The organism is Psychrobacter sp. ANT_H3 (assembly GCF_027919975.1).
GTDB lineage: Bacteria > Pseudomonadota > Gammaproteobacteria > Pseudomonadales > Moraxellaceae > Psychrobacter > Psychrobacter maritimus.
In genome coordinates, this window is the sequence record NZ_JAQISM010000001.1 from 541134 (window position 1) to 567629 (window position 26496).

Consider the following 26496-nt stretch of genomic DNA (forward strand, 5'->3'; position numbering starts at 1 on the left):
TCAGTTAATAAAAATTATGGTAATAAGGAAATAGCGATGACCAACAAATTAGCGCTCTTAACATGGGTATCTATTTTATCTATTGGTGCAGTTAGTGCTATCACCCCTGCCCACGCTACCATCAGCTGTGCCGGTTACTTACCCAATAGCTATTTTGAGCGTATCGAAAACAATAAGCCTTTTGCTGGCAAGTTGGTCGAACAAGCCGATGGCACGCAGCAATTACAAGAGTTAAATGGCAAGGTGTTACTAGACAATCTTACCGATGCTTATATATTGATGGACACTTATGTACTTGCCAAACAGCATGGCAAATACGGCGTTATCAATGCCGCTGGCAAGATTATCGTGCCTTTTGAGTATGATGAGATTCAAACCGAACCTGATATCGCCACCAGCTTTATTGTCAGCCTTAAGTCATCAGGTGATGCCAGCAACGCCAACAAACAAGGTATTATCAATCGTCATGGGGACTGGATTTATAATCTGAGTGACGCTCATATCGAGCACGCGCACTATGATTCCGATTATGACCAAAATTTCTTTATAGTGGCTAAAAATAATGGTCTGACGGGATTGCTCGATGATAGAGGTTACTGGGCTATAAGACCGCAATATGATGCGATTAATCCGTTAAATGCTTGTACAGGCGAGCCTTTATATTTACAAGCTAGCCTGAAAAATAAAACGGCGCTGATTGACCAAAACAATGATGTCATCATTCCACTTGCTGCCAATCAACATATCGAAGCATTTAATGCTTCTGCCAAGCCGTTGCTTTTTTTGCGTAGCACCTTAATTGCTAGTAGCAGCGCTATTGGCATGAGCGAAGATATTCAAGAGGATATTGTTAGCGCCCAAATTATTGATGCCAATGGTAAGTTAATCCTCGCATCAGATGCGCCGATTAGAAAGCTGCTATATCATCAGCTCTATACTTATAAACAAGCGGGCAAATTTGGCATTGTTAATGATAAAGGCAGTGTGATACTAGAACCCCAGTTTGATAGTTATCGTGATGATGCGAATGAAGTATGGGTTGAAAAGAATGGCAAAATGCAGCGTTTAAATACTTTCATAAAGTTAGATTAGTACTTTTATCATTTTTATTGCTGCTATTTTAGTATGCCTATTTATCATTTGAGCATTAGAAAATAAAAAACCACCGTTAACTTATAACGGTGGTTTTTTTTAATCAAACGATGTGCTTATTTGCTCACTATTTAGTTACGAGGCCACTAAGCTCACTCATTAACACCGATAATGTAGATAAGCTGATAGCACTTTCATCATTGCTATCCAATTTTTGCATCTCTGCCGTGACGGCGTCAAGCTGGCTGGCATGACGTGATTTCCAGTCATTAAAGGCCTGCTTGGCATCAGCTTGCGTCAACAAGGTATCCATCAGCATACGTAAGCTGCGTGAGACTTCGTTGACAAGGGCGTGACGCGCACGGCGATCCCAGTGGTCTTGCTGCGGCAAGGTGGCGATATTGTCCATCATCCAATCTAACTGCAAGACGTGATAGGCCTCAAAGTATAAAGTCGCAATCTCATCGACTGGGCGCTCATATTGCTCAGCCAATAGCGCGGCATCTAGGGCATCGACATGGTAAGGCAACATCGCAAACATCGCCGCATCATTAGCAGAGAGATCATCTGCCATTAAGCTTGTGGTATCTTCTTGCAAGTATTCTGAGAATTGCTGCTCGATAAAGCCACCTGCTTTGGTCAATTTCTCGACACTGTCCTCAAAGCGATTGATCATATCGGCAACTTGCAAATCTTGACCAAAGGCATTGATAAACCATACCACGCCATTTTCGAGTGCATCACGCAGACGCAGCTCAAGCTCAAGCAGCAAGGTGGCATCAACTTGATTATCTAGCGACTCAAGCAAATCCCATGCTTTTGACACATGGAAGACATCACGGGAAATCGCATAACCGCGCGCAATGGTGGCAAGCGTTTGCCCTGTTTCTTCATGTAGGCGGAATAACGCTTCGATACCCAGACGGTTAACGATGCTATTGGTCAAATAAGTACTGATGATTTCACGGTGCAGACGATGTTCTTTCATCTCATCAAAGAAGCGTGATGCCAGCTCATCAGGGAAATATTGACGCAGCTCATTGACGAAGTACGGCGCATCAGGTAAATCTGATGATAATAAATGATCGTATACCCACATTTTGCCGTAAGCCATGACGATTGCCAGCTCAGGATTGGTGAGGCCTGTGCCCGCTTTTTGGCGTTTGGCAATCTCTTCATCGGATGGTAGATACTCAATCGCGCGGTCAAGACGACCCTCGGCTTCTAACATTTGAATGAAACGTTGATGATCACTTAAGTTTGCCGCGGCGCGCAGATGGCTAAGCTCAAGCGCTTGCGGTTGTAAGTAGTTTTGGCGTAGCACCAATTCAGCGACCGTGTCGGTCATAGACTCTAACAACTCATTACGCTGCTTGAGCGTCATGTCGCCTTGCTCGACCACTTTACCCAGTAAAATCTTGATATTTACTTCATGATCCGAGCAATTGACGCCGCCTGAGTTATCGATGGCATCGGTATAAATGCGACCACCCGTTTGTGCGTATTCGATACGCCCCTGTTGAGTAAAGCCTAAGTTGCCACCTTCGCCAACGACTGCCGTACGCAGCTCACCACCGTTGACACGCACGGCGTCATTGGCGCGGTCACCAACATCGGCGTGACTTTCATTAGCACTTTTTACATAAGTTCCGATACCACCATTCCAAATCAAATCAACAGGCGATTTTAATAGCGCACTGATTAGCTCATTGGGCGCAAGGCTATCTTCACTGATATCAAATAGTGCTTTCATCTCAGGGCTAATCGCAATGGTTTTATCTTGACGTGAAAAGACGCCGCCACCTTGACTGATGAGCGATTTTTCATAGTCGTCCCATGTCGAGCGCGGCATCTCAAACAAACGCTCACGTTCGGCATAAGATGCGGCAGTATCTGGGTTTGGGTCGATAAAAATATGCAAGTGGTTAAAGGCTGCGACCAGCTTGGTATGAGTAGATCTTAGCATCCCATTACCAAATACGTCGCCGCTCATATCGCCGATACCAACGACGGTGAAATCATCACGGTTTTGGATATCCATACCGCGCATACGGAAGTGGCGCTTGACCGACTCCCAGCCACCGCGCGCGGTGATACCCATGGCTTTATGGTCATAGCCAACCGAGCCACCTGAGGCAAAGGCATCGTCAAGCCAGAAGTTATACTCGCTTGATAAAGTATTGGCAATATCTGAGAAAGTAGCGGTACCTTTATCGGCGGCGACCACTAAATATGGGTCGTCTTCATCATGACGCACGGTGTTGGCTGGCGGGACAATTTGACCATCGACAATATTATCAGTAACGTCAAGCATACCGCGGAGGAACGCTTGATAACAGGCAATCCCTTCTGCTTGGAAAGCTTCACGACCATCAGCCATGGTTTTGGTCTTAACGATAAAACCACCTTTCGAGCCAACCGGTACAATCACCGCGTTTTTGACCATTTGCGCTTTGACCAGACCGAGTACTTCGGTACGGAAATCTTCCATACGGTCTGACCAACGCAAGCCACCACGAGCGACTTTGCCACCGCGCAAATGCACCGCTTCGACACGTGGCGAGTAGACAAATATCTCAAACATCGGCTTGGGTTTTGGTAAGTTTGGAATGTCTGCCGCTAAGAATTTAAACGACAAACGGTCTTTACGTTGCCCATCCGCTTCTCTTTGATAAAAGTTGGTACGTACCATGGCATTAATCAAATCCAAATACCAACGGAAGATACGGTCTTCATCTAAGCTACTGACACCGGCCAATGCGCTGGTAATTTGCGCTTGAATTTGACTGGTCTTGCTGGCACGTTCCTCAGCGCTGTATATAGGATTCATCCGTGCATCAAACAGCTCGCCTAATGCGACGCTAATAGCGCTGTTTTTTACTACGGTTTGCTGAATATAAGCACTTGAGAACGGGGCTTTTGCTTGCATCATATAACGCGACAAGGCACGCAGTACGACCACATCATAAGTGTCTAATCTGGTGGTCAATACCAACTCATTAAACGAGTCACTCTCGATACGCCCTGCCCAAATTTGCTTAAGGCTGTCTTCAAACTGCGCGCGTACTACTTGCATATCGATGGTATCGACATGTTCCAATACCAGCTCATACTCTTGCATCCAAATCGACTGCTCCGGCAAATCAAATTCATAGGTTTGCGCTGAGATGACCGATACGCCGAAGTTTTCTAGCACCGGTAAGACTTTTGAGAGAATGACAGGGTCTTGGCGACCGTACAGCTTTAGATGTAGCTGATTACTGGCATCGCCCGTTGACTGATATAAATGCCAAATCATGGGCTGCTCATCACTCAAGCCCGCCAAACGCTTGGTATCTTCAACTGCTGTACGCGCATCAAACCGTTCTTGATAAGCCGCAGGAATATAGCTTAAAAAGCGGCGCATTAAGGCATTGGCTTGCTGCTCGCCCACATTATCAAGCAGCATTTTTTGATAATGATCGCTCCATGACTGCATCAGCGCCGACAGCTTATCTTGTAGCGCCGCCGTATCGACCTCATTTACTTGACCAGGGACTGTGCGCACATGCACATGAACGCGGGCGTGTTCCGACTCGTTAAATTCCGTCGTAAAGCCAGATGACATACCACCATAAGCGTCTTTTAGGACATTTTGTACTTTAATACGCAGTTCGGTATTGAACTTATCGCGCGGGATATACACCAAGCAGGACACAAAACGCTGATAATGGTCGACGCGGCTAAATAAACGTAAGCTTTTCTTGTCTTGTAATTGGCTAATGCCAGATACGATCGGATATAACTCTTCGACGCTGGCTTGAAACAGATCATCGCGCGGTAGAGAGTTAATCACGTGCATCATTTTGTGATAAGCGTGACCGTCACGCGGTAAATCTGCCATCGCCATAATTTTATTGGCTTTTTCACGCAGCAGTGGAATCTGCTGTACACTGAGCTGATAGGCTTGGGCGGTAAATAGCCCAATAAAGCGATATTCACCAATCAATGTGCCATTAGCATCAAACTTATGAATACCTAAAAAATCCATATATACCGGACGATGCACCGGTGACACGCGGCTTGATTTAGACAACATCAATATACGTGGCTCGGTTAGTAGCTTTTTGAGGTTACTTGGCAGCTCATCAAAGCTCTTTGATAAGGTATCTTCACTACCACCGCGCAACAGCCCAAGACCACTATCGCCAATGGCGTATAAGTCTAAATTGGCATTGTCATTATTTTTGTGGCTGATTTTATGGTAGCTTGTATCGTTCTTATTATTCACAGCGTCATGTATATTAATGAAGCTGCCGCCCTCTAAGCGGTATTCGCGATAGCCTAAAAAGATAAAACGATCTTCTAATACCCAATCCAAAAACGCTTGAATCTCTTGCTGCGAATAAAACACTTCTGGTAAATTTTGACCGGCCAGCTCCGCCTTTATATCCGTCAGCTTGGCACGTATCTTTTGCCAATCATCAACGACGACATCAAGAGTATCTATTTTTGCGAGCAGCATTTGTTGTAGCGCCGCCAATTCATCATTGTTTTGATAAGCAATTTCACAATGAATCAAAGACATTTTTGAGGTGTCGCTCTCATGCGCGCTTTCGATATGGCTAATATCGCCATTTTCATCGCGCTCAACACTCACAATAATATTGTAAGTACGATGAACGTCTATACCTTCCGCTTCTAGACTCATCAAAAGCGTATCAACTAAAAATGGTCTATCGTAAGCGACTATTTGGATAACGGTATGAGAGCTATGAAAATGTTGCTCTTCGGCTATTGGGTTTAAAATAGCGAGCTGCGGCTGACTGCCATCATAAGCTTTTAGAAGGGTGAAGTGATGTAGCGCCATCCCTGCCAAATCAATATTACTGATATCTTTGGCGGCTTCTTGGTGCAGGCTCTGGTAATAGCTATGAATAAAATGGTCAAATAATGATTTGTCCTGTTGCACATAACTGGTGGCAATATCGCTTATCTGGCTGATCCGCTCTTTTGCGATATTTAGGGTGTTAGGCATATCCATGGTCCTTTGTTATAAGTTTGTTGTTCTCGTTTCTTCTATGAATGAGTTATTTCTACTGACGACTTATTTAACATAGCTAGCCGGTTCAACATGACACTTAGCTATCTGGTATACAGTTAATCTCCCCTTTTTTAATATTTTATTTAACATTTATTGGCATTCCATGACTTAAATGGCATAAATAGTCATTTACTGGTCTTTATTATCTCTAGTCTTTACTACTGCCAATCTATCAAAGTGTAACGCACCTCAGCCCATAGCTAAAGCGTACAACATCATTTCATGAATCACGAAGATGTCGATAACCTTTAATAATGAGACAATACCATTCTAATGTAGTCTAATACTTGCTGGCAGGTGGATACTCATGACAATCACGGCGTTTTTTTGTTAGAATACCGCACTATATTGAACCGTATTTTACTGGCTCAATACTCACTCAATATTATGACTTTTAATGCTAAGGGCAAGACGTATGATGAATATTTTGGTGATTGGCTCAGGTGGTCGCGAACATGCACTAGCATGGCAGTGTGCAAAAGACGACAACGTACAAAACATTTATGTTGCGCCCGGTAATGCTGGCACTGCCCTTGAAGCTAAATGCCAAAACGTCCTGTTAGAAGATGCAGCCGATGCTGACGAACACAGTGCGGTCATCGAATTTTGCCAAAATAACGCTATTGACATGGTGATTGTTGGTCCAGAAGCGCCATTGGTAACGGGTATCGTCGATGCTTGCCGTGCAGCTGGTATCAAAGCATGGGGTCCAACCGCTTATTGTGCGCAGTTAGAAGGCTCAAAAACTTTTGCTAAAGAGTTTATGGCGCAAAATAATATTCCAACGGCTGCCTATCAAGGGTTTACGGACGCTACTGCTGCTAAAGCCTATATCGATGAGCAAGGCGCGCCGATTGTTATCAAAGCCGACGGTCTTGCTGCGGGCAAAGGCGTTATCGTCGCTGAAACCATCGAGCAAGCGCATGAAGCGATTGACGATATGCTTGCTGACAATAAATTTGGTGATGCTGGTAGCCGCGTGGTCATTGAGCAATTCTTGCAAGGTGAAGAAGCCAGCTTTATTTGCATGGTAGATGGTGAAAACATCTTACCGATGGCAACCAGCCAAGATCATAAGCGTGCTTTTGAAGGCGATACTGGGCCAAACACCGGTGGCATGGGTGCTTACTCTCCAGCGCCAGTCGTTACTCAAGACGTTCATAACAAGGTGATGGCACAAGTCATCCAGCCTGTTGTTGATGCGATGAAAGCTGCCGGTCATCCTTATACCGGATTTTTATATGCTGGGCTGATGATTGATGATGCGGGCGACCCGTATGTGATTGAGTTTAACTGCCGTTTTGGCGACCCAGAAACACAGCCTATTTTAATGCGCTTGCAATCATCGATGGTTGAGTTAGTCGCACAAGGGTTAGAGGGTAAATTACCAACCGAAGCCAATTGGGATGAGCGCCCTGCTCTAGGTATTGTCATTGCTTCAAAGGGCTATCCTGAAACCTCATCAAAAGGTGATGTGATTACAGGCTTACCAGAATTAGATAGTGATAATAAAAAATCGGTAAAAGTCTTCCATGCTGGCACGGCTTTTTCTAATCAAGATGCGCTTAGCAATGAAAAAGAAGTCGTGACCAACGGCGGGCGTGTATTGTGCGTGACGGCATTGGCTGACACTATCTCTGATGCACAGCAAGCAGCATTGACAGTGACGGGCGCGATTAGTTTTGATGGTGCGCATTATCGCCGTGATATTGGTCACCATGCGATTGCTCGCGAAAACGTTTGATACAGCTGAGCTGATTTAAACGTTAAATTTTAAAAGCTCTGCTTTAAAAGATGCGTTTTAAAATTTCTGCTTTAAGAAATCCGTTTTAAAACCTAAAGCGTTTTTATAATGATTCGACCTAGTGTAGCGCTAGGTCGTATTTTTTTGACCGCACTTTTACTTAACTTTTTTAATCTATTTTTTAACGACCGTTTTTCAATAGGTTGTTTTTGAAGCACTTGCTTTTAAAAATCTATCTTTGACCGCTTAGTGTTAGAATAAAGGTCATCAGAGTAAAGCGCCGCCAGATTTTTAGTGACTTAATCTATAAGTAAGATGAGCCGCTAATCGCTGTACCCATTAAAAGTCATGTTTTAGCTTACAAAGTAAGTGACAGCCTAAGCTCACGCGCCTCAAACTACCTCCCGTTATATGATACAATTTTGTACCAGTACGTCGCATCTCCCTTGTATTGTCGGTTTTGAACCCGCAAATCAATAGCAACCAGATGAATGATTATATTTATGGCAAATGATACTTCTAGACCTTCTAATAACAAGCAGTCTAATAACAGACAATCCATCGACAGCCTAAAAACGTCAGGGTTTGAGCGTCGGATGTCTATTGCTAAAACTTCCTTAAATATCGGTCGTCGTTGGGCTGGTAATAGTGTGTCTGGTATGTTTTTGGACAAAGAAGCCCGTACGGCACGTAATCAAATTTTTATGGAAGAACAGGCCAATTATCTGGCAGAAGAGCTGGGTAAATTAAAAGGCTCGGTAGTAAAAATTGGTCAAATGCTGGCGATTTATGGCGAGCATATACTGCCACCCGAAATCACGCGCGCCTTGCAAACGCTCAATGATGATACGGCAACTTTAGCGTGGCCAAAAATCGAGCAGACATTACAGCAGTTATTGGGCGCCAAATTAAATGAGCTTGACGTCGACCCTGTTCCTATCGGTACCGCTTCCCTCGCCCAAGTTCATCGTGCAACCGTATTGGCGACGGGCGAACAAGTGGTGTTAAAAATCCAATACCCCGGTGTGGCGGATGCCATCAATTCTGACTTGGCTTTATTTAAGCGTTTATTAAAAGTCAGTAATATCGTGCCGCAGACACGTGCACTCGATGCTTGGTTTGAAGAGATACGCGACCTGCTACATCATGAAGTTGACTATGAAGCGGAAGCGGCGACCACAGAGCGTTTTTATGAGCGTTTATTTGACGACCCGCGTTATATCGTTCCCAAAATTAATCGTACTTATTCAACCAAACGCTTGTTATGCATGTCTTATGAGCCAGGTATTACCGTTGTCTCTGAGGCGCTGCAATTATTGCCGCATGAGCGCCGCAATGCCATCGGGCAAGCGGCCATCGAAATCATGATGCAAGAGATTTTTGTTTGGGGTGAGATGCAGACGGATCCAAACTTTGGTAATTACCTCGTTCGTGTCGCTACTGACGAACACGAAATCGATAAACTGGTGTTGTTAGATTTCGGAGCCATTCGCCAATTCGATAACAACCTACTGACGATTGCGCACGGGTTATTGCGCGCCGGATATCGTCATGACCATCAAGCAATGAAACGCGCTATGACCGGTTATGACTTCTTTGATAGCATGAGTGATAAAGTCCGCTCTGATATTGCCTCATTGTTTTTATTGGCCACCGAACCTTTTAGTGACCCGGCATTAAATCCGGATATTCCTCTTGATTGTTTGGATGAGCAGCAGCGTTATATTTGGGCAAACAGTAAATTGCATACTCGCCTCTCAAACGATGCGACGCGAGCAATGCAGTCTTTCGAGTTTAATCTGCCGCCTAAAGAATTTATGTTTATCAGTAGAAAATTTATCGGTGCTTATACGTTCTTGACAGTGCTAGATGCGCATACGGATTCTAATAAACTGGTAAAGCCTTTTTTGTAAGGTGAGAAAGTGATATTTTTTGGACCGCCCTTTTGTGGCGGTCTTTTTTATATTTTCTTTTTACTTGCTTAGGCTATTTTTTATAAATATCTTGATAAGGATATGCATTTCTATTTTTTAACCTATCATTCTTTCGTAGCGTACATATAAATGCTTAGGCTATTTATCTTACTATGCTTCACTACTCGCTTGCCATGTATCAAATCTGGTTTTATAACCTTCAGGCTTACGCATGTTTAGCTGCCAGCAAGTTTCACCGCGCGCCAAGTATTTAACTTCAAAGTGTGTGCGCTGACTATCGCTAGCTACTTTATGACGCGTATTCGGTAAGCACCAGACCTCATTGGCTTGCTGCTCTGCATTATCCATATATGCTTCTATATTGGTCGCCAGTATCACTTCTCCATTTACCTGCAAACGAGAAAGTAAGAACTCAAAGAAAGGCATGTTTAACCACTGCTGGTTAGGGTTATGTTGTTCAGGATTGGGATATAATATAAAGATACGCTCGATACTGTTTGGCGCAATGGCATGGACAATCCAAGCAATGGCATCAGCATGAATCGCGCTTAGATTGCTTGATTTCTGCTGCGCTGCTAATTTAGCAAAGGCATCGAATTTATTGCGCGTACGCTCGATGGCTATCAAGTGTTTGTCAGGATGTTGCAGTGCGAAGCTAAGGGCATGCTTGCCCTTCCCTGCGCCAATCTCTAACACCAAAGGCAGTTCAGCGTTGATCAATATATCGGGCACTATAAAATCACGTGGGGCTGAGAGTTTTTGTGGTTGAAAGGCACGCGGCTGCTGATGTGAAAGCTCAAGATTATGAGTCATCTACTATCCTTAAGGTATTTGTCATTTGTCATTATTCGACCACATGCTATTATATAGTCAATCAAGCCCAATAGTAATATAACGACTGTGCTCATCTAACGATAATCATTAATTGCTCAGTGCAATTAACGAGTGTCGTTCGATGACGTTTTGGTTTTACAACCTTTATTCATACTCGCTATTGATGAGCAGTGCTGTTGTCAATGACAGCATTTATTGATAGCCCATAGGATATACCCACTTTTATTATGACTGAATCTACTTCTAGCAACAGCGACCACAATACCAACCCCTTACCCAAAACCTATCCTTGTCCAGAATGCGGCAACCAAACCGCTTGGCAAGACAATAAATATAAGCCATTTTGTAGTCATCACTGCAAGCTTGTCGACTTAGGCGCTTGGGCAAGTGAAGAATACACCTTACCTGCCGAATCGACGCCATTTTCTGATGAGCTCTAACCAATCCCTTTAACCTTTTATTATCCCAAGGATATTTTACATGTCTGCTACTTACCTGATGCCCACTTATAATCGTCAACCAATCAGCTTCACCCGCGGTTCAGGCAGTTGGCTTTATACCAAAGATGAGACGCCTTACTTAGATGCCTTGACGGGTATCGCAGTATGCGGCTTAGGACACTGTCATCCAAAGGTGACTGAGGCTATTCAGCAGCAAGCAGCAACCTTGGTGCATACCAGCAATTTATTTGGTATTGATTGGCAAGAGCGCGCTGGCGAAGCCCTATGTAATGCCGCACAAATGGACAGCGTATTCTTTGCCAATAGTGGCGCTGAAGCCAACGAAGCGGCATTAAAATTGGCACGACTCTATGCCCATCAGCAAGGTTTTAAACGCCCAAAAGTCATCGTCATGGAACATTCTTTTCATGGGCGTACCTTGCTGTCGTTATCAGCAACTGCCAACCCTAAAGCACGTGAAGGTTTTTATACTTTGGATGAAGACTTTATCCGTGTGCCCTTTGGTGATATCGCCGCGATTGAACAAGCAGCTCAAAACCATAATGATATCTGTGCGGTATTTGTCGAGCCTATCCAAGGCGAAGGTGGTTTGAATACAGCAGCGAATGGCTTTACTTACCTTGAACAATTACAAGCCGTATGCGATAGCCATAATTGGTTATTTATGCTCGATGAAGTACAAACCGGTAACGGTCGTACGGGTAAATACTTTGCCTATCAGCATAGCAATGCTCGCCCTGATGTATTAACCACTGCCAAAGGTTTAGGTAATGGCTTTCCAGTAGGCGCTTGCATGGTGCGTGGTCGCGCCAATGGCTTGTTCGGTGCCGGTAGTCACGGCTCAACCTATGGTGGCACGCCATTAGCCAGTCGCGTGGTACATAGCGTTTATGACGTGCTTGCCAATGGCGATATCATGGACAATGCCGTCACCGAAGGACAGTTTATCCGTGATGGTGTGGTTGAGGCGCTTGGACAATATGGCGTCAGCACTCGCGGCGCTGGAATGATGATTGGTATCGCGCTCCCAGAAGAGATGGACTGTAGCAAATTGGTTGACCGTGCCCGTGATGAACAAAAATTAATCATCAATGTCACAGGTGGTCATGTGATTCGTCTATTGCCGCCGCTCAATATGACCCGTGATGAAAGCTCACAAGTGGTTGAGCGCTTGGTTAATTTATTAAAGCCCTCGTTTTAAATGATTGATTTAATCAAAGTTTAAAGCTAAAAAAGCCTATAGATAACTTATCTATAGGCTTTTTGCTTTTTAAAACTTTAAAAGTAATTTAACAGTGCTTTAAAGTAAACGTTATTAAACGCCTAGCTTAATTGGCATGAAAGTACTTTTTTAATACCTCTAAGCAGCGGGTGATTTTTGCAGGCTGCTGATCACGGTTTAAGGTGACGGCATATAACACGAAACTTGGCAGCTGATAGCCGGTCAAAACTTCGACCAAATTGCCGTTTTCAAGCTCTTTTTTGACGTCCATTTCCATGATTCGAATCAAGCCATGACCTTCTTTTGCCAAGGTCATCGCCATAAAGACGTTATTGGTATGAATACGTGAATTCATCTTAATGCGGGTTTTTTTACCCGTTTCCGTTTGGGACAGCTCTAAATGATTGGCATCTTTCATAAGATCGATACAAATCAATTGATGATCTACCAAATCTTTTGGGGTTTCGATTTTTTTATGTTGACGTAAATACTGCGGTGAGGCGACCAACAATTGACGCACATCAGATAACGGATGATTGCTTAACGTTGAATCATTGATATTTGGGCTCATACGTACCGCAATATCAATGCGCTCATCGATCATGTCGATATAATGATTGTCGGCGAAATACGTAATGCTAAGGTCGTCGTGCGCAGACATCCAAGTCGATAATGCCGGTAAAATATGATGTACACCCAGCTCAGGCGTCGTTGCAATACGCAAGCTACCAGCCAGCTCATCACGTAATTGATTGACCTTGATACGTCCTTGCTCAGCAGCGCTAACCACGTCTTTTGCCGCTTCATAAAAGCTGGCACCCGCTTCTGTTAAGCTAAGCTTACGAGTTGAGCGATGCAGGAGCACCACGCCCAGCTCATTTTCTAAAGAACGTATCTGCTGACTAACCGCACTGGTTGTAATACCCAGTTCACGAGCTGAACCACTAAAAGAGCCGTGTCCGACCACACTGGCAAACACAGCCATACCACGTAAATTATCTAACATATTCTCACCTAAGCTGCTTTTTAGTTTTTAATATAACTTAACCATTATAGCCGATTATCATAAATCTTACAGTTTTTTAATATACCTCTGACGGTCAATAAAGCAGATTTACTACTTAATAAAACCAAAAATATCAAGGCGATAACATAATTTCGCCTTGATATTTTATTCACTATAATAGGTTTAGTAATTATCTAACTATTAAAATAACAACCATTATAAAACCACTGATTGTTTAATATAACTGAACTTTGCCCATTTTTCCTTCGCCGCGCTCAGTCAAATATTGCATAACGGGCGTATTAAGCAATCTAGACTCTGCCACTGCACGGGCTTGTATGAGGCGTTTTTGTTGACGACGCTCAGGCGTCTTATCATCGGCTTGCATAATACTGCCATCTATCTGCAAGCTGATGTCTGCTTGCGTAAATTGTTCTTGCAGTTTTGCCGCCAGCTGCTGAAAGGTGGCTTGTAAATGCTTGCTATCCACTGCGGTGACAAAGACAGCTTTATCATTACAGTAGCCAGTCATCATACCTTGACGCGCCAGCGCCAATTCATCTGGCGCCAAACTACCGGCTTCGCGGGCACATTGTAACCAATAATCCCATTTATCTGGCGTCCACTCGCCCGTCAACGGTTGCGGGGCGCAACGTAACAAGGTACGCGGATCATCAGCTTGCGCAGTTAATTGAGAATCATTTGCGTCAGGCTCAACAACAGGTTCAGGCTCAACAACAGGTTCAGGCTCAACAACAGGTTCAGGCTCAACAACAGGTTCAGGCTCAACAACAGGTTCAGGCTCAACAACAGGTTCAGGCTCAACAACAGGTTCAGGCTCAACAACAGGTTCAGGCTCAACAACAGGTTCAGGCTCAACAACAGGTTCAGAGCTAACGTTGCTATCTAATAAACCTAACCTTTCATCATGACCATAACTACTATATTGGTCAAATTCTGCATTATCATAGCTTGCGTTATATGACTCGACCTCATTTTGATTTGGGCTCGGATAATCAGCATCATAATCTTGTAGCGGCGGTATTGATTCCGCTACTGGTTTTAACTGCTGTTCTGGCTGCGATTCTGATAGCGGCTCTGACATTACTGCTAATGTTGACACTAATGAAGGTGCTGATGCAAAATGCTCATTAGTATTTAAAAGCGCATTAGTATTTAATGCCTCAATAGTATTGGCATTTATTGATGCTGTATTGGATTCAGCTGTCGAAGTAGTAGAAATCACTGTTTCTATCGAAGCGGTAGGACTAGGTAATTCAGGATTAGATGGTATAGAGCTAGGTGGTATGGTGCTATCAGGTAAGTTCGCTAAAATCTCATCAACGGGCAAAGGGCGAAAAGCCAACAAACGTAAAATACACATCTCAAGCGCTTGCATCGGTGTGCTAGCAAGTTTAACGCCTTCTCGTGCTTGCACTACGATTTCATAATATAGCTGTAAGACGTCAGGACTCATATGCTGCGCAAGCTGATTAATCTGCTGTGCTTGTGCCTCGTTTACGTTAAGAGCAACTTCAGGTAACAGTTGTGTCAATGCCAATTGATGTAACAGCTCAGCCAAGCCATCAAACATACTGGTCGCATCGACCATTTGCGCACGCATCTGCTCGATATGAGTGGCAACCGCTGATTTATCATGATTATAAATATCTGTGATTAAACGCACCAAATCAGCCGCATCAATTAAGCCAAGCATGGCATTAACCGTCACATCATCTAATGCACCTTGCCCAAAAGCAATCGCTTGGTCGGTTAATGATAACGCATCACGAACTGAACCTTTTGCGGCACTGGCCAATTGCCAAAGCGCAGGCTGTGTATAACCTACCTGCTCTTGGGTTAAAATATTGGCTAGATGTTCACTGAGTAAACTTTGCGATAAAGGACGCAGCACAAACTGTAAACAACGCGAGATAATCGTGATGGGCAGCTTTTGCGGATCAGTAGTGGCCAACAGGAACTTTACATGCTCAGGTGGCTCTTCCAAGGTTTTGAGCAGTGCATTAAAGCTGTGTGTCGACAGCATATGCACCTCATCAATCAGGTACACTTTATAACGACCTTGGCTTGGCGCATAAGGGACATTATCAAGGAGCTCGCGCGTGTCTTCAACTTTGGTACGAGAGGCGGCATCAATCTCGATCAAATCAATAAAACGCCCTTGATCAATCGCCACGCAATTATCACAGACGCCACATGGGGTGCTGGTAATACCGGTATCGCAGTTTAAGCATTTAGACAAAATACGCGCGATAGTGGTCTTACCGACACCGCGCGTACCGGTAAATAGATAAGCATGATGCAGACGATTATAATCAATCGCATTTATCAGTGCTTGTGAGACGTGTGATTGCCCAATCAACTCGTGAAAGTTTTTGGGGCGATATTTGCGCGCTAAAACTTGATATTGCTGCGTCATAATGAATGCCAATGTGAGTAATAATATAAATAAAGCTTCAAATCAGCGATTTACCTTAAAACCAGATAGCAAAGCTAAATATTAAAGCTAAGCATCAAAACTGGATTTTAGAATAGGTTATGATTGCGCCCGTAACTTAGCCAATTGCTCATACAAACGTTGAGTATTGGCATCGATAAGCGAGCCGTGCTGATGAAATGCGTCAAGATGAACCTCAGTATTCACGCTATCTTCACAAGGTCTAACGTCGACACCGATCAAAAACAGATCTTGCATAACAGGTTGCTGCATTTGGGCATTAAGCTCAAATAATAAATCTTGATGGCCAGCACGTACCTTATCGACACTTAACGAGCTGTTATCATCTTGCGCATAAAACACCAGCAGATAATGACGCCCAAAAACATTATAAGAGTGCTCATGGCGCACATAACCATTCCAGCGTGAATCTTGGTCAATCGTTCTGTGAGCCAAGATTTTTTCTACCAAACAAGCATAGGTATACATCGACTCGTCGACCAAAATATCAACCTGCTCTTTTGGCAGTGGCGTACCGGCGTCATAACGCTCTCTGACTAAGCTATTAAAAAGCTGATACCACATGCGCGTGTTCTTTTGAATCTCTGCCATCAATGCTTTAGCAAATTCCGCTTGCTCAGGCTCTGCCGCTTTTAGCAATCGTGGTTCAATCTGCGCTATCAAGTCATGGCTGACTAATTGCTCTTGAACTTTAATCGCCCTTTGATGAAAATCTGGCGACTGCAAAAACTGTACAAGCAAGGTTGACTCATCTTGAAACGCTTCAAACCCTGTCAGCTTACCGCGATGAAAGTCTAGAAATGCCGTCAAATCGCTGGGCGTCACCAACTGTTTGAGTATCTCAGTGAAGTTCTGATAGCTGAATACTTGTAGGACACTTTCTTCATCGTCCAAATCTAGCACACAGTCTTCCGCAAAAAACTGACTGCCATACTCATAGCCAACCGCATAAGAGACCGCCTCTGCAGGCTTACTCTGGTGACTATTACGATAACTGTTTTGATAGCTATTGTGATAAGCACTCTGAGCGCTGTTTTTTTCAGCAATGTCTTGATGCTGAACCGAAAGTGCGGTCAAACCAATAAAATAAATCGCCTTGTCTGCCGTTGTGTCAGATGCCGATTCGTTTTTAGATTTGTTTTTAGATTCATCTTTATAGGCAAGCGCCTTATCATTTTTAAGATACAGCTGAGCATGTTGCTTAATCAGCTGATTGACAACGTCTTTTCTCCACGTACGCACCTGAGTACTATCGATATCCTGCCTATCAGCCTGTATCGTCACATCATTGACGATAAGGTAGACCACGGCATTAGAAAACTCAAAAACAAAATCATAACCCTGAAGATACTCAGGGTCAGTGATTTTGTCTGGGGTTAAGTCGTACAAAGATAAAAAATTCTGCTGAATCATCTGCTGCCAAATCGACGCTGGTACTTGCTGAGTGTCCATAATATCCCTATACATAAGGTCTCATAAAGAACTTGAGACCTTTCCGTTAAAAGCAGAAAGAGCCTTCTTATGTTCAGTTTAGTCCCAGCGTGGATTTATGGCAAGTAAAGCAGTCTAGCTTTCATGCTTGCGGCGCATATGCGGGAATAAAATCACATCACGAATACTGGCCGAGTCCGTAAATAGCATCACCAAGCGATCGATACCAATACCCTCGCCTGCTGTTGGCGGTAAGCCATAAGATAAGGCTTCAATATATTCTTCATCAAAATGCATCGCTTCATCATCGCCAGCATCTTTTTCAGCGACTTGGCCATGGAAACGCTCAGCTTGATCGGCCGGATCATTAAGCTCACTAAAACCATTGGCCAGTTCACGACCACCGATAAATAGCTCAAAGCGATCGGTAATCTCAGGATTGTCATCGTTACGGCGTGCCAGTGGCGACGTTTCAGCAGGGTATTCTGTGATAAAAGTCGGCTGACGTAGCTGATGCTCAGCAGTTTCTTCAAAGATAATAGTCTGCAATTTGCCCACACCAAAGACGTCTTTTACTTGTTGTTTAAGGGTCGTTGAAGCATATTCTGCAAGATAGTCACGGTCATTAATGCGTGCCATATCGAAGTTTTCTGCATACTTAGCAATCGCATCAGACATTGATAAACGCTCAAAAGGTGCTTTTAGGCTAATCGCTTCCTCTTGATAAGTCAGCTCAGTGGTGCCCAAAATGTCCATCGCCAGCTCGTTGAACAAGCGCTCGGTCAAATCCATCAAATCATGATAGTCAGCATACGCCTGATAAAACTCAATCATAGTAAATTCAGGATTATGACGGGTTGACACACCTTCATTACGGAAGCTGCGGTTAATCTCAAACACTTTCTCAAAACCACCAACCACCAGGCGTTTTAGATAAAGCTCAGGCGCAATACGCAGGTATAACGGCATATCTAAAGCGTTATGATGGGTCACAAACGGACGCGCAACCGCGCCACCTGGGATAGGATGCATCATAGGCGTTTCAACTTCCATAAAACGCTCATTTAGCATAAACTTGCGAATACCGCTGATAACCTGACTACGTATCACAAAGGTGTCGCGAGTCGTCTCATTGGTCATCAAATCAAGATGGCGATTGCGGTAGCGTGCTTCGACATCCGCTAAGCCATGGAACTTATTTGGCATCGGGCGTAGTGCTTTGGTCAACAGAGTAAACTCTTCGATATGGACATATAAGTCGCCTTTTCCAGAACGACCGATATAACCAGATACGCCAACGATATCACCCAAATCTAGCGATTTAATCGTCGCCAATGTCTCTGGATCTAGCTGTTTGCGTGCCACATATAGCTGAATACGACCGGTCATATCTTGAATAACAATAAACGCCCCACGGTTTAGCATCACGCGACCGGCAACGTTTACCTGAGTTTTTTCACCGTTGGCAATTTTATCTTCGATTTCTTGCTTTGAGATACCATCAAAAGCCGTTTGCAAATCCTGAGCGTAATCTGTGCGCTTAAAGGTATTAGGATAAGGCTGCTTACCTGACGCGGTGATTTCATCTAGCTTAGCTTGTAGTTGAGCAATCAGCTCGTTCGCGTCTTCTGGAGTTTGCTCTTGATTCTGGTCTTGATTGTTGTGCTTTGACATAATACTCTCAAAATTATTAGATAATTAAAGGAATAAACGAAGTAAATTAAAATAAGACGTTCAAATAAAACATATAAATAAGGAAGCTCAATAATACTTATTGATTTTTCATACTAAAAAGCGGTAAAACTAATCGACACAAATAGCAGGCTGTGCCACGCCCCTTTCAATCATTTGATAACAGCCAAACGTGCTGCTATCACTCGCGCATTGCCCTGTTTGATTGTTGGCATGTGAATCTATAAATTCACCCGTGTTTTTGCATTGTCCTTGGCAGTCAGCACCATCTTGGCAAACCTTGCCGGCATCGCTATAAGACAGCACACACTGATAACAGCCAAGCCTACCTTGCTGCAAAAACGTTCCACCTTTTACCTCACAAGCTTGTACCAGCTCATTAGGCGGATATACGCATGCTTGGTAAGTCAATGGATCAGCTGTTTCAGCGGATGCGGTGCTCTCAGAAGAAGACGATGGTGTTGGTGGCGCTGTCGAAGTTGCGGGCGTTACGCTACAAGCAGATAACCAAAACGCCATAAGCATAGCCAATATAATTAACACCATGCCATTAAAAGATTGTTTTGAAGCTAACCAGTCATTTATCATAATCGTTACCTTAGTTTTACTATTATAAATAACTGGCTTATCGGCATGGTTTACGGCTTTTAACTTAATCAGCTTTTAACCGTTAACTGTTTTAATCACCGCCGCCAATACTGGCCATCAAGTCTGCTTGGTGTTCGCGTAACAGCGCATCGAGGATTTCATCCAAGTCACCTTCCATAATCGAATCAAGCTTGTATAAGGTCAGGTTGATTCGATGGTCAGTCATACGACCTTGCGGGAAGTTATAAGTACGAATGCGCTCTGAGCGATCGCCGCTACCGACCAAGTCACGACGTATTGAATCCGCCACATCGACCTGCGCTTGTACTTTTGCTTGTTGGATTTTGGACACCAGCATTTTCATCGCATGCGCCCGGTTTTTATGCTGACTGCGTTCTTGTTGACACTCTACCACGGTACCGGTCGGAATGTGCGTCAAACGTACCGCAGAGTCCGTGGTATTAACGTGCTGACCACCGGCGCCACTTGAGCGGAAGGTATCCATTTTAATGTCTGCAGGATTGATATCAACCGTATCATCAATCTCAACCTCTGGCATAACCGCAACCGTACAAGCCGAGGTATGGACACGACCTTGGCTTTCGGTTTCAGGGACACGCTGTACGCGGTGAGCGCCTGACTCAAACTTTAAACGACCATAAACGCTATTGCCCGACACACGGGTAATAATCTCTTTGTAGCCGCCATGTTCACCCTCATTAGCCGACAGAATATCTACCGTCCAGCCTTGCGTTTGGGCATACTTTTGATACATACGGAACAAGTCACCCGAGAAAATCGCCGCTTCATCACCGCCCGTTCCCGCACGAATTTCCAAGAAAGCAGGCACTTTATCATTAGGGTCTTTTGGCAACATCATGACGTTAAGCGCTTCTTCCATCTCGACAATGGTGTCACGGGCACTGTCAATCTCGTCCTGCATCATCTCTTTCATTTCAGGGTCTGAAGCTTCTGCTAACATCGCCTCTGCATCCGCCTGATCCGTTTCTGCACGCACATAGTTCTGCCATAATGTCGTGATATCCATCAAGTCACTATGCTCAACGGACAATTCACGGAACTTATTATTATCGCTGATGACACTCGGGTCTGATAATAAGGCGGTGACCTCTTCATAACGGTCTACCATCTGGTCTAAACGCAGGCGTAAGGATTCTTTCATAAAAGGACTTTTTTAAAATGAGTAAAATAAGAGAGTGATTATAGCAAATTTTTGCGCTTAATTTAAAACCTCTCAGCAATCTTGCCATAATATTCGCAAACTGGCTGTTTTATCGCAGATTATGCCTAAATATTAGCCCATAGCTTCATATTAGCCCATAGCTCCGCGGCCAATAAGAAATCAGTAAATATAGCGCACAAAAACAGTCCAGAAGAAGCTATAAAAATTGGACATAAAAAAATAGCTAAGAGTGCTCTTAGCTATTTTTGCGGCTATTATGGTTATCAGAAAACTTTAACGAAATATTAAACTTTACGAACCAACACTGAACCGATTGAGTAACCCGCACCAAATGAGCAAATCACGCCCAAGTCGCCAGATTCTAGCGCATCTTTATAGCGATGGAAAACAATCATCGGACTGGCTGAGCTGGTATTGGCAAATTCATCAATAACACTTGGCACAATGGCTTTATCGGCATCACGTCCAACGACTGTGCGCAAAATTAAATCAAGCATATTGGCATTGGCTTGATGCAACCACATCATCTTGATGTCGCTTGCTTGCAGCTCATTGTCATGTAAATGCTCAGTGATAATCTCAGAAACCTTTGGACAGACTTCGCGGAATACTTTACGACCATTTTGCAAAAACAGCTTATCGGTGACAGGCTCTTTGATATCCGGATACATCTCAGTCTGCGCCGCTAAGAACTCAGAGCGGTCCATAAAGCCATATTCGTTTTTAATATTGGTCGAAAACTGCGTGAACAGCTTGGCGTTTAAAATCTCATAGCCTTTTGGCGTGTCTAGCTCTTCAACGATAGAAGCAGTTGCCACATCACCAAAGATAAAGTGGCTATCACGGTTGCGCCAGTTTAGATGCGCTGAGGTAATCTCAACGTTGACTACAGCAACGCGTTTAGCAAGACCCGACACGATTGAGCCATGGGCTTGCGATAGACCAAAAGTCGCCGCACTACAAGCCACGTTCATATCATAAGCAAAGCCACCAACCATACCGATGGCATCCTGAATCTCGATAGAAACCGCAGGATAAGTACGCTGAAAATTTGAGCAGGCAAGAATAATACCATCTAAATCATTGGCCTCTAAACCTGCGTCAGCTAGCGCATCTTTTAGCGCTGCCGTGCCCATTTCTGCCATGATAGACAGCTCTTCACCCAAATTGCGGTAAGGGATGACCGGTGCCATGATTTCAGGATCTAAGATACCGTCTTTTTCCATCACATAACGTGATTTGATGCCTGAGACTTTTTCGATAAAAGCCGCTGATGAAGGCTGAAGCGCAGTAACCGTTCCTGCTTCAATCTCATCAGCATGCTTAGCATTATAATTTTCAACATATTGGTTAAATGAATCAACCAGCTCTTCATTACTGATGCTATAAGGGGGAATATACAGGCCAGTGCCCGTGATACAAGTCGTCATGATGCGCTTCCTTGTCTACTACGATGGTGCTTGCAATAAGCATAAAAGTGGAGAAAACAACAGTCGTCTAATTTTCGGTGAATAACTGTAAACTTAAAATAAGTGCCTTTATTATGCCTGAATAATATAATTTTTCTAATACTTTGTTACAAATAATCAGCTTCTTGACGAGAATAAGTAAAGATTGGCTTCATTTCCCAACAGCTGCGCTATAATCAGCGTTGATTAGCATGGCTTGATCGCGTTATTTTATTCAATATAGATTCGCTTGTTTGCGGCTAATTACCAATAACTGGCATGGACTTGTTAAATTTTTATCAACTTAACTGATATTATCCACTCTTTCTTTTTACTTTTTGACTTTGGAATAGCAATGGCGGAACTCCTAAACTGGCTATTCGGGCAATATGCTGACTACCCGACCCTATTTATTGCCTTAGAATTGATTGCGGTAATCTTTGGGGTAAGCAGCGTTTTACTTGCCAGCAAAACCAATATTTTGGCTTTTCCTATTGGGCTGGTCAGCACTGCCATCTTTGTCTATCTGCTGTGGAAATGGCAATTATTCGGTGATATGTTTATCAATGCCTATTACAGCGTCATGAGTATCTATGGTTGGATAAACTGGACGCAAAATAAAAACAATATAGAAATTAAAAAGCATCAGGATCATATAAATCCAACCAGCCAGCCGCAAGATGAGCGCGGGCAAAATACGGATGCTCAATATGCTATTGAAGTTGAACATTTAAGCAAAAAAGATGTGCCCATATTAAGCGCACTGGCGGCGGCGACTATTGCTTTTGTCGCTTTGGTCTATTATTTTAGACCCGTCATCAATAATAACTTTAGCTTTGATGGCGCGGTATTGGGCTTGCATTTATTTACGTGGGTTGATTACACCGATATGCTGACCACGGCGCTGTTTTTAATGGCAATGTGGCTGATGGCACGGCGCAAAATTGAGCACTGGCTACTTTGGATTATCGCCGATGCTATTTCCGTACCGCTGTACTTTTATAAAGGTCTGACTTTTACGGCGCTACAATATGTAGTGTTCACTCTTATTGCAATCTGGGCATATTATGAATGGCAACGACGCTACCGCCTGCAATCTCACGCAGCATACGCCTAAATCCGTTATTAATGTCGCCATACTGGGGGCAGAAAGTACCGGCAAAACCACGTTATGCCGCGATTTGGCCGCGCATTTTGGCTGTCCATGGGTGCCAGAATATATGCGCACTTATCTGCAAGCAAAATGGGATAATGAGCAGCTGACCTGTACTTGGGATGATTTATTGCCTATCGCGCAAGGTCAGATTGAATTAGAAAATAAATTTGCTCAGCAAGCCGCGCAAACGTCTGATAGTAGCTACTTATTCTGCGATACCAGCTTGTTTGAGCTGATGGTATATTCCAACTGGTATTATGGTGATTGCCCTGAGGCGCTTACCCAAGCGGCATTGGCACACCATTATGATTTAATACTCTTAACCGACGTTGATATCCCATGGGTTGCCGATGATTTGCGTGATAGCCCCCATCAACGTGAAGATATCAGCGCTTATTTTGCCAGTCAATTAACCTTGCATAACAAGGCTTTTCAACGTATCGGTGGTGATAGAGAAGAACGGGTTCAGCAAGTGGTAAAACTATTAACGTCATTAGTATGATTTTAGCAAATAAGAATGCTTAGGCTATTTAACGCAGTCAGGTTGTTTAACAAAGATGGTTAAATGCTGTGTCGCTAACTATCTAACAATTTCATTATTTAACGCCTTCGCCCAGTTTTTACAGTCATTCTCACAGCGTTGGCATACTTGGTTGGGGTTTGAGATAAAGTCCACATAGCCGCAATACATACAAGCATAATGCACATCTGGCTCTATCTGCTCGACAGGCTGATACTGCTTAGGGAAAAGCGGCAAGCCATAGCAAGTATCCTCAGGTGAACATAACAATAGGCTAAATTCACCATCTGTCTCAAGTAAGCCGGTACGCACTTGCCCTAGATGCTCAACCCCTTGCTGGCGCATTTCAGCAAAAAACTCATCGTGCGACATTTCGCCCTTTTTTATCTTATCAAGAACCAACATACTGTCCTCGACAATATAAATCGCTCTCCCTTCTAGCAAGTCTTCAAAAGCTTGGAATTTCATCATCGCCCACGTACACAAGCGATAAAGCACAATCACCGTACTCATAATCAGTACCGCTTGGATAATCGGCAAGTCCTCGGTGAACATCGGGTCACCAGCGATAGAGCCAAGCGATAAGATAATTGTCAGCTCAAAGATAGACAGCTGCCGCACGCCGCGCTTACCGGTAAAACGTAAAAACAAAATAATAAGCGTAAACATCACAATGACGCGTATGAGTATTTCGGCGGCAAATGCCCATGTGGTGTCATAAATAAAGATACTTGCCCAATCCATGTGTTTTTCCTTGTTATTATTTTTTGGCAGGATTACCACATCAATATTGCTCAACGTACTTCTGTGCTTAACACATACTGCTTTGCTTAACGCTGCTCTATTTTATGCAAAAACTCTGTTAATGATTGTAGGAATTATTTTTGAAAGCTGCCTTATATACGATAACCGCCTTAATAGCCTTTGCCGCCAACTCATTGCTTTGTAGAATGGCATTGGCAGACGGTGCGATTGATGCTTGGAATTTTACCGCTATCCGCTTGCTCAGCGGCGCCGCTTGCCTTGGTCTAATCATGACGGCACAAGCTCACTATTTAAAACGAACCAGTTTAAAACAAAACAGCCTAAAGCGAACTGCTCTAAAACAGACGGCTTTACAACAGACGGGCAACTTTGATCCTGCTGTCTTAACAGACAAAGGCGATTGGCTCAGTGCTATTAGCTTAGTGGTTTATGCGCTGTGTTTTTCAGTGGCTTACCAAGCGCTTGATACAGGCACGGGCGCGCTTATTTTGTTTGCAGTCGTGCAGCTCACGATGATTGGTTGGGGAATTTATAATAAAGAGCCACTCAACCGCATACAGTGGCTAGCGCTTTTGATAGCATTGATAGGCTTTGTCTACTTGATGCTGCCGTCCGCGGCGACGCCTTCCTTATCTGGCGCGCTGATGATGGCAATCAGTGGTGCCGCTTGGGGTATCTATAGCATACGCGGCAAAACCTGCTTATCGCCCTTGAGAACGACAGGCTTTAATTTTTTAAGAAGCCTAGTTGCTGTGCCGATATTGGCACTGATCGGTATGAGTTACCTTTCAACCATAAGCATGACGGGCGTCATGCTGGCGGTCGCGTCAGGTGCTATCGCCTCTGGCATCGGCTATAGTATGTGGTATGTGGCCATGCCGCTGCTAAAAACCACCCAATCTGCGGTGGTACAGCTTTGTGTCCCTGTACTTGCAGCGCTTATGGGCGTGGTGTTTTTGTCCGAGCAGCTCACCTTAGAGTTTATTATCGCAAGCTCGGTTATCTTGAGTGCAGTATTGGTATTTGTCTTAAATAAAAAGCAAGAAAAAACAAAGGTTTGATAGCAGAGATATAACAGGCTGATATCAAGCAAAGCTTGACCAGTCATGGATTTCAGTTATAAATCCGCTAGTCGATGTTACTTTCCTAAGCTCGAACCACAACACGAAATTACATTTTTTGTTGTATTATACCGCCTAGCGTAACAAATAAAATTCACACCAATTTTGATAGACATTGAGAGATATTATGAAAAAATTATTAGCCGTAGCGCCTTTTGCTGTATTACTAGCTGCTTGTGCAACCAGCGCACCGACCACTACTACACCAACGACCAATTCTCAGCAAGTAGTTCAATCATTTACTTGTGAAGACAACGGTCAAGTAACTGCTGGATACACTGCAAACGGTCAAGCTGCTAACCTAAACGTTACCTTGCCTAAAGTTGGTTTGACCAACGCAAAAATCACCATGAAGCAAGCGGTATCAGGTTCTGGCGCTCGTTATGTAAACGATGTGAATCCTAAAACTACTTATGATTGGCACACCAAAGCTGATTTTGGCATCATGACCATCAAATCAGACAACGGTCAAGAGTACCAAGTTAACTGCAAACTATAATTATAAATAATGCATCGTAGTTAAAGGCATAGTAGTTATTTGAATAAAATCCGTATTCTTATTCAAATCTATTTAAAACAATCTATTTAAAACAAGAGAGCCAGTAGTCAAACTACTGGCTCTTTTTTATGCATACCATCTTTTATGTGAAATAAAAAAATTGCTTGAATACGCTATATACTCAAGCAATTGAAAGCCATGTCATTTTTATATTTAT

At 43.7% G+C, this 26496-nt stretch carries 19 protein-coding genes; 9 read left to right on the plus strand and 10 right to left on the minus strand.

Annotated features, from left to right (window positions below):
* Positions 1-36: 36 nt before the first annotated feature.
* Entirely contained in the window at positions 37-1092 is a 1056-nt protein-coding gene (locus tag PG901_RS02115) for a WG repeat-containing protein (RefSeq protein ID WP_271133320.1), read from the plus strand.
* A 127-nt stretch (positions 1093-1219) separates the two neighbouring features.
* Here the strand turns inward: PG901_RS02115 and PG901_RS02120 are convergent, their stop codons facing one another.
* Positions 1220-6109 (minus strand): NAD-glutamate dehydrogenase, encoded by a 4890-nt coding sequence (locus tag PG901_RS02120; RefSeq protein ID WP_271133321.1) that lies wholly within the window; start codon positions 6107-6109, stop codon positions 1220-1222.
* A 484-nt stretch (positions 6110-6593) separates the two neighbouring features.
* Here PG901_RS02120 and purD point away from each other — a divergent pair, with 484 nt between their 5' ends.
* Positions 6594-7919: a phosphoribosylamine--glycine ligase gene (purD, locus tag PG901_RS02125; protein WP_271133382.1), complete on the plus strand. Its 1326-nt coding sequence runs from the start codon at positions 6594-6596 to the stop codon at positions 7917-7919.
* A gap of 503 nt (positions 7920-8422) precedes the next feature.
* The gene (locus PG901_RS02130) at positions 8423-9832 is read left to right on the plus strand and encodes an ABC1 kinase family protein (protein ID WP_271133322.1); all 1410 of its coding nucleotides are present in this window, start codon (positions 8423-8425) and stop codon (positions 9830-9832) included.
* A 171-nt stretch (positions 9833-10003) separates the two neighbouring features.
* On the opposite strand, the gene PG901_RS02135 is transcribed toward PG901_RS02130, so the two are convergent.
* Complete coding sequence (locus PG901_RS02135) at positions 10004-10666, minus strand: DUF938 domain-containing protein (protein ID WP_271133323.1); 663 nt, start codon at positions 10664-10666, stop codon at positions 10004-10006.
* Positions 10667-10914: 248 nt separating this feature from the next.
* On the opposite strand from PG901_RS02135, the gene PG901_RS02140 reads away from it, so the two are divergent.
* Both PG901_RS02140 and PG901_RS02145 read left to right on the plus strand, forming a co-directional pair.
* The gene (locus PG901_RS02140; protein ID WP_271133324.1) at positions 10915-11127 is read left to right on the plus strand and encodes a DNA gyrase inhibitor YacG; all 213 of its coding nucleotides are present in this window, start codon (positions 10915-10917) and stop codon (positions 11125-11127) included.
* Positions 11128-11167: 40 nt separating this feature from the next.
* A complete protein-coding gene (locus PG901_RS02145) occupies positions 11168-12349 on the plus strand; it encodes an aspartate aminotransferase family protein (protein WP_271133325.1) in 1182 nt (393 codons plus the stop codon).
* A 127-nt stretch (positions 12350-12476) separates the two neighbouring features.
* Here PG901_RS02145 and PG901_RS02150 read toward each other — a convergent pair whose 3' ends face one another.
* The 7 genes from PG901_RS02150 to PG901_RS02180 form a co-directional block, all read right to left on the minus strand.
* Entirely contained in the window at positions 12477-13376 is a 900-nt protein-coding gene (locus PG901_RS02150) for a LysR family transcriptional regulator (protein WP_201565011.1), read from the minus strand.
* A 235-nt stretch (positions 13377-13611) separates the two neighbouring features.
* A complete protein-coding gene (gene dnaX / locus PG901_RS02155) occupies positions 13612-15816 on the minus strand; it encodes a DNA polymerase III subunit gamma/tau (RefSeq protein WP_271133326.1) in 2205 nt (734 codons plus the stop codon).
* A gap of 117 nt (positions 15817-15933) precedes the next feature.
* Complete coding sequence (locus tag PG901_RS02160; protein WP_271133327.1) at positions 15934-17307, minus strand: hypothetical protein; 1374 nt, start codon at positions 17305-17307, stop codon at positions 15934-15936.
* A gap of 114 nt (positions 17308-17421) precedes the next feature.
* Positions 17422-18960, minus strand: coding sequence for a lysine--tRNA ligase (gene lysS / locus PG901_RS02165; protein WP_271133328.1), 1539 nt, complete (start codon positions 18958-18960; stop codon positions 17422-17424).
* A gap of 129 nt (positions 18961-19089) precedes the next feature.
* Positions 19090-19566: a hypothetical protein gene (locus PG901_RS02170; RefSeq protein WP_271133329.1), complete on the minus strand. Its 477-nt coding sequence runs from the start codon at positions 19564-19566 to the stop codon at positions 19090-19092.
* A 91-nt stretch (positions 19567-19657) separates the two neighbouring features.
* Positions 19658-20749 (minus strand): peptide chain release factor 1, encoded by a 1092-nt coding sequence (gene prfA, locus PG901_RS02175; protein ID WP_201565006.1) that lies wholly within the window; start codon positions 20747-20749, stop codon positions 19658-19660.
* A gap of 305 nt (positions 20750-21054) precedes the next feature.
* Positions 21055-22200 carry a beta-ketoacyl-ACP synthase III gene (locus PG901_RS02180; protein ID WP_201565005.1) on the minus strand — a complete coding sequence of 382 codons (1146 nt, stop codon included), beginning with the start codon at positions 22198-22200 and terminating at the stop codon, positions 21055-21057.
* Between the two features lie 373 nt (positions 22201-22573).
* Here PG901_RS02180 and pnuC point away from each other — a divergent pair, with 373 nt between their 5' ends.
* On the plus strand, positions 22574-23335 hold the full coding sequence (gene pnuC / locus PG901_RS02185) for a nicotinamide riboside transporter PnuC (RefSeq protein ID WP_271133330.1): 762 nt from the start codon (positions 22574-22576) through the stop codon (positions 23333-23335).
* Entirely contained in the window at positions 23286-23876 is a 591-nt protein-coding gene (locus PG901_RS02190; protein ID WP_271133331.1) for an ATP-binding protein, read from the plus strand. The genes pnuC and PG901_RS02190 overlap by 50 nt, the downstream gene beginning before the upstream one ends.
* A 78-nt stretch (positions 23877-23954) precedes the next feature.
* Here the strand turns inward: PG901_RS02190 and PG901_RS02195 are convergent, their stop codons facing one another.
* Complete coding sequence (locus PG901_RS02195; RefSeq protein ID WP_201625956.1) at positions 23955-24638, minus strand: DUF421 domain-containing protein; 684 nt, start codon at positions 24636-24638, stop codon at positions 23955-23957.
* Between the two features lie 140 nt (positions 24639-24778).
* Here PG901_RS02195 and PG901_RS02200 point away from each other — a divergent pair, with 140 nt between their 5' ends.
* Positions 24779-25720, plus strand: a complete 942-nt coding sequence (locus tag PG901_RS02200; protein WP_271133332.1) for a DMT family transporter — start codon at positions 24779-24781, stop codon at positions 25718-25720.
* Positions 25721-25907: 187 nt separating this feature from the next.
* Positions 25908-26279, plus strand: coding sequence for an MliC family protein (locus PG901_RS02205; RefSeq protein WP_271133333.1), 372 nt, complete (start codon positions 25908-25910; stop codon positions 26277-26279).
* Positions 26280-26496: the final 217 nt, after the last annotated feature.